Below are 11326 nucleotides of genomic sequence, written 5' to 3'. Positions count from 1 at the left end.
TACCAAAACGGCGGTCGTCAGGTCAAGAGATACAAAAATGAATGCGTTCCTAGGTTGCGAGCACCGGGAACACGCGCTGCCCGGCGGGATTCGGCGGCATGTTCACCCGGGGTTCCTGCCGAACCTGCCTCCAGCAGGTTCGGCAGTGACCCCGGGCTAAGCCATTGAACGCCGTTGGCGTAAAGATGAGATTGAGTGCATGCGACTCTCCCAATGGGTGGCACGCGAAGCTGGACGACCTTCGGGGCGGGCGAGTGAATCGCGAATGAGCTGGCTTCAAAACTGACGCGTCGGGTTGCCAAAAACCAATGCGCTCACGCGAAAGCGCACCGCGGCGGCTTTCGCGAGAAAAAACGATCGCTGGATGGATGCTAGACGCGGTTGATTGATCAGCGGCTGAGCATTAGCTCACGGTTCCCTGCTGCTCGCATTGCAAAGCCCGAGGAACCGGACGCTTGCGCGTACCGGTTGATCGACCCAGAATGTATTCTGACAGGTTCACGCAACACTTTCCCAACGATGCATGTGCGTCCATCGATGCCAATGGACAAATCATCCGGACTAGGGCAGTTCGATGGTGCGTAGTGAGAACGTGCCATTTTGATCGATGATGGCGACCGCGTGGCTATCGTTCAGTTTGTCCATCTGCTGAACACCTTCGAGTGCAACCACGGTTTCAAACGCCTGACCGGCGGTACCACCGTTGTCGACTTTCTCCGTCAAACTTTCTCGCTCGCCGATGTCGTCCGTACTGATCTTCATCACACCACGATTGTTGTTGCTCATCAAAATCGATGTCTTGCCATCTTTCTCATACACCAGCATGTCCAATGGGGTGTTGCGATTGCCCAGTTCGGCGACAGTCGTGCCACGTACTTTTTCTGATCCGTCGAGTGCGTTGACAGGGAAACGCACCAGGGGTGTGCAAGTGAAACCGGCCAGCAGACTCGGTTGACCATCGACGTTCATTGGCAAGAACGTTTGGATCGTTGCATCTTCGACGCGACCGTGTGCGGCGTGAAAAATTTCCACGCTGGTCATCACACTGTTTTCGGCAAACGGGAACGGCATTTCGATCACGCGAGAGGGTGCATCACCGGCGGCCAATCCTGAAACCAAAACCTTGCCATCGAAAAACGCCAAATCGGTGATCGATTCATTGCGTGCATTTCGGGTCCGACCCCGACGACTGACTTCTTTGTCTTCCGGCGGATTGGGAAGCACCTTTTTGGCGTGCATCACTTTGTCCAAGTTGACTTGGCTGATTTCACCGGCGCCGCTGATTCTGACCAATTGAACTTGATCACCGACCTTGATCGTCAGATAGGAATTACCAGAATCCGGATTGACGGCCAACTCCCCAAGTTCCACTTTGCCGTCCAAGTTCAACGAGGATTGAATGGCAGCGGGCAGGTTATCAATTTGTGGCGCGGCGTCTTGCGCGCTGCCAGAGTCCTCGGTGGCCAATGCGTAGATGGTCGCCGCTTTCGGGTCCGCAACCAGCAGGACTCCGGAACTGGCAAAGGCCATCGGGCCGACCGACTGAAGCTCGACCGGCCCCGGGGTCAATCCGGATGGGCCGGCGATCAATGTCGACGCTGCCAGCAGGCCCGCAACGCAACTGACCGACAACGCATGAAAGAATCTCGACACGGCAGACATGGTAGAATCCTTGTGACAGATGGTGGGTAGGAATTCGAAACTGGGAAGTCATCACGATAACGCAATCAACCAGTCTCTGTGGTCAAGAAGATTGTATTTCGTCGCCCAATCTGAAACGCCTACCCGCCAGCCCTACAGCTGCCCACCCGATTCGGAATTCAACCTCGATGACAGATACAGACGTTCAGAACTGCGTTCCGCTGGCACAAAATCGCGCCGTCAGCCGTCGCGATGCCCTGCTGACTGGATTGGCCATCAGCGGAGCGGCTGCCGCGGCATCCAACGCTGGTCAGGCGGCGGCGCAATCACCGCCGCCACAGCAAAAGAAGGATGACCGCAAGGCATCGCCGAAACGCTATTCAGCCAAAAAGTCAATCAACCTGTGGGCATTTCCCTATCCCGAGCGGATGTCGCTGCGGGAATGTATGCAATTGGCGAAAGACGCCGGCTTTGATGGGATCGAATTGAATTACGATTTGGAAAACGATCTGTCGCCAGCGGCGTCTCAAAAAGAGTTAGTCGCCATTCGGCAGCTGGCCGATGAGATCGGGATTGAAATCAGCGGCCTGTGCTCGTTCCTGTTTTGGCCGTATCCGCTGTCAAGCTTGGATGCGGCCAAACGAAACCGAGGAATCGAACTGGCGGGACTGATGGCTGACGCGGCGGCGACGATGCGGGTTGAGAACCTGCTGGTTGTCCCCGGAGCGGTCTACATTCCCTGGCGAGACGATCACCAGCCGGTTCCCAATGACACCTGTGAGAAACTGGCTCGCGAAGCCGTCGGGCAATTGGTCAAAGGTGCCGAAAAGAAGGGCGTCTCGCTGAACATGGAGAACATTTTCTTCAACGGGTTCTTGATGACCCCGATGGAGATGAATGATTTTGTCGACAGCTTCGGCAGCGAAAACGTGCAAGTGCATTTTGACACCGGAAACATTTCGATGTTCCAGTTCGCCGAGCACTGGGTGCCGATCTTGGGCGAGCGGACTAAGAATGTGCACTTCAAGGAATACACCAAGAAGGGCACCGATTACTCACTGGAAACGTTTCGCCCGCTGTTGGACGGTACGACGAACTGGCCGGAGGTGATGAACCAACTGGAATTGATCAACTACCAAGGCTTTGTGACATTCGAGTATTTCCATCCCTACCCGCACTATCCCGAAGCGTTGGTGTACCAAACATCCGATTCGTTGGATCGGATTCTCGGTCGCATGTAGTGGGTCAACGCGAGCAGATCCCTCGCTCGCGCGTTTTGAAGCCAGCGTTAAACTGCCGTTTCAACTCAAATGGATCGGCAAATCGCGACTTCGATCTCGTCACTCTCCCGCGAGGCGGGCGAGTGAATCGCGAAAGCGCTGGCCGGAAAACTCACGCATCGCGCTTGCGATGAAATTGCGACCGGTTAGGCGCCGGCTTGCACGACGGGTTGGGTGTGACGGTCGCTGCACAGCACGACCAGCAAGTTCGACACCAATGTCGCCCGTTGTTGGTCGTTGAGTTCAACGATGTTGTCGCGTTTGAGATGAGCCAGTGCCATGTCCACCATGCCGACGGCGCCATCGACGATCCGGGTACGAGCGGCGACGACGGCGCCGGCTTGTTGCCGTTGCAGCATTGCCGCTGCGATTTCCGGTGCATAGGCAAGGTGGCTGATGCGGGCCTCCAGGATCTTGATTCCGGCCTTTTCCAAACGATCTTGGATGTCGTCGCAAAGACGGTTACAGATTTCATCGGTGCTGCCACGCAATGATTCTTCATCGTCGCGGCTATCGTAGGGATAACGAGTCGCCAAACCACGTAATGCCGCTTCACTCTGCACCTCGACAAAATTTTCGTAGTCATCAACCTCGAACAACGCCTCGGCGGTATCGACAACCTTCCAAACCACCACGGCTGAAATTTCGATCGGGTTGCCGTCGCGATCATTGACTTTCGAGGGCTTGCCAGCCGAACGAGACTTGTGCTGGGTGATCACTCCCTGCTGGTTCTTTGTTTCCGGCGTGGTAGCGGATCCGGTTTCAAAGTTACGCACTCGCAAGCTGACTTTCCTCTTTGAGTAAAACGGATTGACCCAAAAGAATCCCGATTGTTTGACGGTGCCACGGTAATCGCCGAACAGCAACATCACACGGGAACTGTTGGGTGCCACGGCGATCATGCCGAACATTCCCACCAGCGCACACAGAAAGACGATGATGGCAACCGGCACCAACCAGCCGTTATCGAACCCAAGCGGTGTGGCAGCGACAAACAGAGCGGGGCCTCCCAGCAAGCCCAGCACGCACATCATCAGTGGCCCCCAGCCAGAGATCGGCTGCAGGTGTTTTTCAGCGTGATGTGGTGTTTCAGAGTGCAGATTCGTAGACATGGCCGTTCTCGGTGTGGGATGGGGTGGTTTCAAAACAGATCGAACTTGCCCCCATTGAAAACAGTCCTGAATTTGTGTCGCAAGAGGCGCAAAAAAGCAGAAGATGGCTTTGGGTTTGCACGGCAGGCGGCAACCAGCCCATACTCGGCATCCCCGTTTAAACCACCGACCACCTGGAATTGCTGAATGAGTCAATCTGAAGACAAACCCAAAAATGCCCCCACAGCCGTCCCGGCCGGCACACAACCCGGCGAAGTCACGCCATCGGACCAGCAAAAAGCGGAAATTGCCCAATTCGTGACAACAATCCGGAATCCTGCGGAACAAGTCGGGTTACATGTGATTGAAGCCTTACAGCACGATGACACCGTGGCGGTGTTGACCACGGTGGCATTGGGCGCCGACGGCCAGCAACGCGTCATCAGTGCGGCGTTGGACCCGGAACGGATGAAGCAAGTGCAGGAGATTCTGGCCGCCGCGGAATCGGAGCGTGAACCCGAGGAACCTTGTATCGGGTTTCATTGCTTGATTAAACCAAAGAAAGACAACGATCGAAATATTACGGTTTAACACGCTGCAAATGGCAGAGTGTGATGGCTGAACGCCGCCGCTGGCGGCTACAATAGAAAGGTTACCCGCCAACAATTCCTACCAATCGGTTTGCGGTCCTCCCGGGCCGACAACTGTCCCGCCGATGCAATTTCGCAATGGTCGATTGATGACGCATCTCCAAACAAGTCACCGGCTTGTTAACGGCTCGAAATTTGTCACTGGTTCCCGACCGAGCGCCGCAATTTTTGCCTGCCGAATGGCGCTGATCCTGATGGCAAGTTTGTTGGCCATTGATTCCGCCCGAGCGGACAGTAGCGAGGCCCCCATTCCCCAGGCTTCGAATTCATTCGCCGACATCGTCGTTCCCTTTCTCGAAACGCATTGTGTGGGCTGCCATGGCAGCGACGACGCGGAAGGCGGCATCGCGTTGGATCGATACGAACAGTCGGGAAATGTTCAAACCGATTATGAATTGTGGGAAAAGATCATTCGTTTGATTGGCGCCCATCAAATGCCGCCAGCCGAGGAGCCGCAACCGAGTTCCGATGCGGTCATTGAAGTCACGGCGGCGATCGAAACGGAACTGGCGACATTCGATTGTAGTGCCGAGAAGCATCCCGGCCGGTTGACGATCCAACGATTGAACAAAGCCGAATACAACAACACGATTCGCGATCTGGTTGGACTGGACCTGCACTTGGCCGACGACTTTCCATCGGACGACGTGGGCAACGGTTTTGACAATATCGGCGACGTGTTGTCGATCCCGCCGATCCTGATGGAAAAATACTTGGATGCGGCGATGGTCATTGCCCAGCGAGTCTATGACGACGAACAGGCTCGCAAGCGGGTGTTCCCACACCAAGCGGAATCAGATGAGGATCGCATTGAGACCGCACGGCGGAATGTCAGCGAGTTTGCGGCGCGGGCCTTTCGCCGGCCATTGCGTGAGGACGAGAAAGCCCGCTTGTTCGAGATCATGCGATTTGCCTGGCAACAGGATGCCAGTGAAGCGGACATTTTCCAAACCGTGATCGCAGCGATCCTGTCCAACCCCCATTTCATCTTCCGAGTCGAAACGGACGCGGACGTCGATGAGCCCGATACCAATGGGATTCGATCACTCAATGGATACGAACTGGCATCTCGACTGTCTTATTTCTTGTGGAGCAGCATGCCGGATGAGCGGCTGTTCGAACGGGCCGCCTCGGGCGAACTGACCGATCACGAGGTTTTGAAATCGGAAGCCATCCGCATGTTGGCCGATCCAAAGTCGGCGGCCTTGGTCGATAATTTTGCCGGCCAATGGCTGCAATTGCGCGATGTTTCGCGTCTGATGCCGGACCCCAACAAGTTCCCCGAATTTGATGGGAAATTGCGCCAAGCGATGCGCCGCGAGACAGAACTGTTCTTTGCCGCAATGATCCTCGAAGACCGCAGCGTGCTGGAGTTTTTGAGCGCTGATTACACTTATGTCAACGAACGACTGGCGCGGCATTATGGTATTTCGGATGTGACCGGCGACCAATTCCAGCGGGTCCCGTTGGCCCAGGGACGACGCGGCGTGCTGACCCATGCCAGCATTCTGATGTTGACGTCCAATCCGACCCGCACCTCGCCGGTCAAACGAGGCAAATGGATCCTGGACAACATGTTGGCCGAGCCGCCGCCGCCACCGCCGGCCAATGTCCCGGAACTGGAAGAGGGCACGGAAACGCTGGGATCACTGCGTGAGCAGATGGAACAGCACCGCGCCAATGAGTCCTGCGCGGTCTGTCACCGGACGATGGATGCGCTCGGTTTTGGACTCGAAAATTTTGATGCGATCGGAGCTTGGCGCGACAACGACGGCAAATTCGAAATCGATGCCTCGGGCGAATTACCCGGTGGGCGATCCTTTGACGGCGCCGCGGAGCTGATGCAAATACTGACCGATGAAAAGAAACAACAGTTTTGCAAATGCTTGGCTGGCAAAATGCTGACCTACGCACTCGGCCGTGGACTGGATTCCTACGATCGCTGCAGCGTCAATGATGCGGCGCAGGTTATGAAAGACAACAACTATCGATTCTCCTCACTGGTCACAGCAATCGTCACCAGTGATCCGTTCACACTGCGGGAAGCAAAGAGGGAAGAATGAGCATTCACCAAAGTCGATTGACCCGCCGCACGGTATTGCGCGGGCTGGGCGTTTCACTGGCATTGCCTGCGCTCGATTCCTTGCTGCCCAAAACCACCGTGGCGGCAGATCTGGCTGCCGCGGCGCCCCAGCGGATGGCGTTCCTGTTTGTCCCCAATGGCGTTCACCTGCCCGACTGGACCCCGCAGCGTCTGGGTTATGGATACGACCTGCCGCACATCCTGTCGCCGCTGTCCGGCGTTCAACAGGATGTGACAGTGATCAGCGGACTGACACACGACAAGGGACGTGCCAACGGCGATGGAGCCGGTGACCATGCGCGCAGCGCATCGGTGTTTTTAACCGGAGCCCAGCCGCGCAAGACCGACGGGTCGGACATCCGTTCCGGCGTTTCGGTGGATCAAGTCGCCGCCCAGATTGCCGGCCATGCCACTCGGTTCGCCTCGCTGGAACTTGGCTGCGAACCCGGACGCAGCGCGGGCAACTGTGACAGCGGATATAGCTGTGCCTATTCGTCCAACGTTTCTTGGGCATCGGAAACGATGCCGGTCGGCAAAGAAACCAACCCACGATTGGTGTTCGAACGTCTCTTCGGTGACTCGCCGCAACGAGGGCGAGACCAAAACGCAGCTCGACGCGAAGAGTTAAAGAAAAGCATTTTGGATTTCATTTCCGATGACGCCCGCGCCTTGCAATCCAAACTCGGCAGCCAGGACCGCCACAAGTTGGGCGAATTCTTAAATGGTGTCCGCGAAGTCGAACGACGGATCGAACGTACCGACGATGGACCACAGATTTCGATCGATGTGGATTACCCACTACCCAAAGGCACCCCAGAAGATTACGGCGAACATATTCGTCTGATGTGTGACATGATGGTGCTCGCATTCCAAACCGATCGGACACGAATTGCGACCTGCATGCTGGCCGATGCCGGCAGCAACCGCAGCTACCGACACATCAATGTTGCCGACGGCCACCATGATCTGTCGCACCACCGTGGCAGCGCAGAAAAACATGCCAAGATTCGGGAAATCAACCGATTCCATGTCGCCCAGCTCGCCTACTTCATCCAAAAACTGAAAGCGACGAAAGAGGGCGATGGCAATCTGTTGGACAATTCGATGATTTGTTACGGCAGTGCGATTAGTGATGGCGATCGGCATAATAATGAAAACCTGCCGGTGGTTTTGGCCGGACACGCCGGCGGAATGATTGATGCCGGAAGGCATGTTCGGGTCAAATCCGAAACCCCCATGTGCAACCTGTTCCTATCCATGCTGGAACGCTTCGGCACGCCGGTCGATTTTGTCGGCGACAGCACCGGACGGCTCTCGGAGTTGCAGGTTTGATGGCGATACAGCGATGGATGGCCATGCAGCGACTGGCCGTGATCTGGGTGCTGGCACTTGGCTCGTTCGCGTGCGCCGACCAGCCTGGCGATCGTGTCGAATCATTGGCAAACGATTTAAAAAGTGTTGAACTGCAAACGCGACGCGATGCGGCCTATGAACTGGTCAAACTCGGACACGATGCGCTGCCGGCGATCGACGCCTTGATCTTGGGGCTAGATGATCAAGACGGCCAGGTCTGGATGCAATCGGCGATGACGATTGCCAGGATCGGTTCCGACGCATCGGCGGCGATTGATCCATTGATCGAAAACTTGGGCAACCGAGATCAACAACGACGCTACCGTGCCGCATGGGTGTTGGCGCAAATCGGCCAGCCGTCGATTGAGGCGTTGACCGCCGCACTGAGCGACGAATCGAGCCAACGCCGCAGTGCCGCCGCGGATGCGTTGGGCTGGATGACAGACCACAGTTCTGAATTGACCCCGGTGCTGGCGACTGCGTTGGAAGACTCGGATCCTGATGTCCGCCGCCAATCCATCAAGGCGTTGGCCGGTTTTGGTGTGGACGCAACCGACGTGCTGAGCACAGCGCTGCACAGTGACGACGAACAGGTGCGTGCAATCGCGGCAAGTGGCTTGGCAACGTCGCCCGCAGTGCCGGATTCCGTGCGTGATCGTTTAATCGAATTGACAGCAGATACCGATTCCGGCGTTCGCGGCGCAGCGCTAATTGCATTGGTACCGACCAATTTGCCACGCCCCCAGCTAATCGAGTTGATCGCAGCCGCCGTCACCGACGACGAGTCATCCGTCCGCAGCGCCGCCGTCCTGGCGATTCGTAAACTCGGGCCGGATTCCCAGTTGGTTGTTCCGGCCTTGATCGCGTTGCTAGACCAGGACGCTGACAAATCACGCGCGGCGGCATTTGCACTGGGGACCATGGGAGCGAATGCCAGTGGCGCCACGGACGCCTTGATCACTGCCTTGATGCAACCGACCGACCAGGGGCCTGAAATCGCTCGCGCGCTCAGCCGGATCGGCAGCAGCGCGGTGCCGGCGCTACTGCGTGCGTCATCCGACGCTGGACCGGTCGCCAGCCGATTGGCCGAGGCGCTTGCAGGGATCGGTCCCGCCGCCATCACGCCGTTGATCGATGCTTTAAACGACGAATCGATTGAAGCCCGCACCAGCGCCGCACGCGCCTTGGCAGAAATGAAACCGATTCCGCCGGCAGCCCTGGAGCCCTTGGCCCAATCACTGGACCACGAGTCGAACGACCTACGAGCGGCGGCAGCGATTGCACTCGGGCGTTACCCGACACTGGATTCGGAATGGATTGCCAAGCTGGGGCAACTTGCCAACGATCCGCAAGCCAATGTGCGGGCTGCTGTGATCTTAGCCGTCGCCAAATTGGACACCCCTGAAAACTCCAAACCGATTTTGCTAAATGCATTAAGTGATTCCGATGCCAGCGTCCGCAGTCAAGCGATCAACGGTCTGGCCATTTTGGAAGATGACGCGAAAAGCGCAATCGGTCAAATCACGGGAGCGCTCGCTGATTCCGATCCGCAGGTTCGTCGTGTTGCCGCGCAGGCGCTGGGTGGTTTTGCAGCCGACGCCCGCGAATCCAGCGCCGCGCTGACCGCCATGTTGCGCGACAATGATCCGAGCTTGCGAGCCACTGCCGCGGAAGCATTGGGGAAGATCGGAACGGATTCGCCAGAGACGATCCAGGCTTTGTCAGACAGAGTTGCCGATGCAAATGAATGGGTGCAACTGGCGGCGCTCACTGCGTTGACTGAAATCGGCCCGGCAGCCAAATCTGGCGTGGATCAGATCGCTGCGCTGTTGAATCATGACCGCTCCGACCTGCGCTCCGCTGCGGTCAAAGCGATCGCGAAAATCGAAACCGACAAAGCACGCACCGCCGGATTGCTGATTCAGTCACTGGGCGATTCCGAGTGGACCGTTCGCCGTGATGCCGCGATCGAACTGGGGGAAATGGGATCCGACGCCAAGGCCGCCGTACCGATCTTGTTCGCGATGCTGGAAAACGAACAGGACCAAGACGCGGCGCGAGGGGCGCTGCGTGCGATCGATGATGCCGGTCCCGAAGCGGTTCCCGTCCTGCTGGCAGGCCTGGAATCGGACGATCGCCGTTTGCGTTTTTATGCCATGTTTCTATTGGGCAAAGTCGGCCCGGATGCGAAAGCGGCCCTGCCAACCCTGAAACGTCTGCGCGATGAAACCGAAAGCAAGCGGTTTAGAGAATCCTTTCAAAAGACAATCGATCAAATTGAAGCCAAAGACCCCGAAAGCGATTCCCAGGAAAAACAAGATGAAGATGGTTGATGCAGTCCGGCAATCCGTTTTGACGTTGGCGATTTCCAGCGCTGTGTTGTTCACCAGCACGCTCGCCGCCCAAGATGACACAGCAACCCCGGACGTCCCCCAACCGATCTCGCTGTGGGATACCGGTGCCCCTGGATCAGAGGACCGCAAGGACGAAGCTGAAAACGTTGACCGTGCGCCGGGAAAATGTAACGTCACCAACGTGCATGACCCATCGATCACACCGTACTTTCCCGCAACAGACGACGCGACCGGCACGGCGATCATCATCGCGCCCGGTGGCGGTCACCGCGTGCTGTGCCTGGGCCATGAAGGCGACGCGCTGGCCCAGTGGTTTGCCGATCACGGGATCGCCGCGTTTGTGCTGCGTTACCGATTGGCTCGTGAAAAAGACTCTTCCTACACCGTCGACGATCACGCCATGGCCGACACGCGGCGCGCTATCCGCATGGTTCGGAACCGATCGGAGCAGTGGGGAATCAATCCGCAGCGAATCGGGATACTCGGGTTTTCCGCCGGAGGCGAACTGGCCGCGTTGGCGGCAATGGATTCCGACAATGGCCTAGCCGATGCCGCCGATCCGATCGATCGCGCCAGTAGCCGCCCCGATTTCCAAGTCCTGATCTATCCCGGTAGTTCCGATCGTTTTCGAGTCGAAAAAGGAATGCCCCCTGCCTTCATCGCCTTGGGTGCCCAAGATCGACCGGACATCTCGTTAGGCATGGCCCAGCTCTATCTCAAATACAAGCAAGCCGAAGTGCCTTGCGAGCTGCACATCTATTCCAACGCCGGACACGGATTTGGCTATCGCCCGGGCACCACAAGCGCCGCCGGTGATTGGCCGCTGCGATTGCGTGAATGGTTAGTCGACAGCAAATTCCTGCAACAGTAGGCC

The 11326-nt window shown here is 57.2% G+C and carries 8 protein-coding genes; 6 read left to right on the top strand and 2 right to left on the bottom strand.

Translation table 11 applies throughout. The features are described from left to right. Nucleotides 1-561: 561 nt before the first annotated feature. Nucleotides 562-1662: a hypothetical protein gene (locus NHH03_RS10145; protein WP_253155815.1), complete on the bottom strand. Its 1101-nt coding sequence runs from the start codon at nucleotides 1660-1662 to the stop codon at nucleotides 562-564. Nucleotides 1663-1829: 167 nt separating this feature from the next. Here NHH03_RS10145 and NHH03_RS10140 point away from each other — a divergent pair, with 167 nt between their 5' ends. Beyond that, entirely contained in the window at nucleotides 1830-2882 is a 1053-nt protein-coding gene (locus NHH03_RS10140) for a sugar phosphate isomerase/epimerase family protein (protein ID WP_253155813.1), read from the top strand. A gap of 185 nt (nucleotides 2883-3067) precedes the next feature. Here NHH03_RS10140 and NHH03_RS10135 read toward each other — a convergent pair whose 3' ends face one another. Then, nucleotides 3068-4033 carry an SPFH domain-containing protein gene (locus tag NHH03_RS10135; protein ID WP_253155811.1) on the bottom strand — a complete coding sequence of 322 codons (966 nt, stop codon included), beginning with the start codon at nucleotides 4031-4033 and terminating at the stop codon, nucleotides 3068-3070. A gap of 186 nt (nucleotides 4034-4219) precedes the next feature. Between NHH03_RS10135 and NHH03_RS10130 the strand changes: the two genes are divergently transcribed. The 5 genes from NHH03_RS10130 to NHH03_RS10110 all read left to right on the top strand — a co-directional run bounded on the left by NHH03_RS10130 (nucleotide 4220) and on the right by NHH03_RS10110 (nucleotide 11323). Then, nucleotides 4220-4603, top strand: a complete 384-nt coding sequence (locus NHH03_RS10130) for a hypothetical protein (protein ID WP_253155809.1) — start codon at nucleotides 4220-4222, stop codon at nucleotides 4601-4603. Between the two features lie 253 nt (nucleotides 4604-4856). Next, entirely contained in the window at nucleotides 4857-6725 is a 1869-nt protein-coding gene (locus NHH03_RS10125) for a DUF1592 domain-containing protein (RefSeq protein ID WP_253155808.1), read from the top strand. Then, nucleotides 6722-8077, top strand: coding sequence for a DUF1552 domain-containing protein (locus NHH03_RS10120; RefSeq protein ID WP_253155807.1), 1356 nt, complete (start codon nucleotides 6722-6724; stop codon nucleotides 8075-8077). The genes NHH03_RS10125 and NHH03_RS10120 overlap by 4 nt, the downstream gene beginning before the upstream one ends. Beyond that, on the top strand, nucleotides 8077-10431 hold the full coding sequence (locus tag NHH03_RS10115) for a HEAT repeat domain-containing protein (protein ID WP_253155805.1): 2355 nt from the start codon (nucleotides 8077-8079) through the stop codon (nucleotides 10429-10431). Before NHH03_RS10120 ends, NHH03_RS10115 begins: the two co-directional genes overlap by 1 nt. Then, entirely contained in the window at nucleotides 10418-11323 is a 906-nt protein-coding gene (locus NHH03_RS10110; RefSeq protein WP_253155804.1) for an alpha/beta hydrolase, read from the top strand. Before NHH03_RS10115 ends, NHH03_RS10110 begins: the two co-directional genes overlap by 14 nt. Nucleotides 11324-11326 lie beyond the last annotated feature (3 nt).

Source organism: Stieleria tagensis, assembly GCF_024129865.1.
Classification (GTDB): Bacteria; Planctomycetota; Planctomycetia; order Pirellulales; family Pirellulaceae; genus Stieleria; species Stieleria tagensis.
Note: the sequence above shows the minus strand (reverse complement) of the source record. Positions and strands in the feature narration are given on the sequence as shown.

Bases quoted from the DNA above. Each gene is read 5' to 3' on its own strand.
- NHH03_RS10145 (WP_253155815.1), bottom strand. From the start codon at position 1,662: ATGTCTGCCGTGTCGAGATTCTTTCATGCGTTGTCGGTCAGTTGCGTT.
- NHH03_RS10140 (WP_253155813.1), top strand. From the start codon at position 1,830: ATGACAGATACAGACGTTCAGAACTGCGTTCCGCTGGCACAAAATCGC.
- NHH03_RS10135 (WP_253155811.1), bottom strand. From the start codon at position 4,033: ATGTCTACGAATCTGCACTCTGAAACACCACATCACGCTGAAAAACAC.
- NHH03_RS10130 (WP_253155809.1), top strand. From the start codon at position 4,220: ATGAGTCAATCTGAAGACAAACCCAAAAATGCCCCCACAGCCGTCCCG.
- NHH03_RS10125 (WP_253155808.1), top strand. From the start codon at position 4,857: ATGGCAAGTTTGTTGGCCATTGATTCCGCCCGAGCGGACAGTAGCGAG.
- NHH03_RS10120 (WP_253155807.1), top strand. From the start codon at position 6,722: ATGAGCATTCACCAAAGTCGATTGACCCGCCGCACGGTATTGCGCGGG.
- NHH03_RS10115 (WP_253155805.1), top strand. From the start codon at position 8,077: ATGGCGATACAGCGATGGATGGCCATGCAGCGACTGGCCGTGATCTGG.
- NHH03_RS10110 (WP_253155804.1), top strand. From the start codon at position 10,418: ATGAAGATGGTTGATGCAGTCCGGCAATCCGTTTTGACGTTGGCGATT.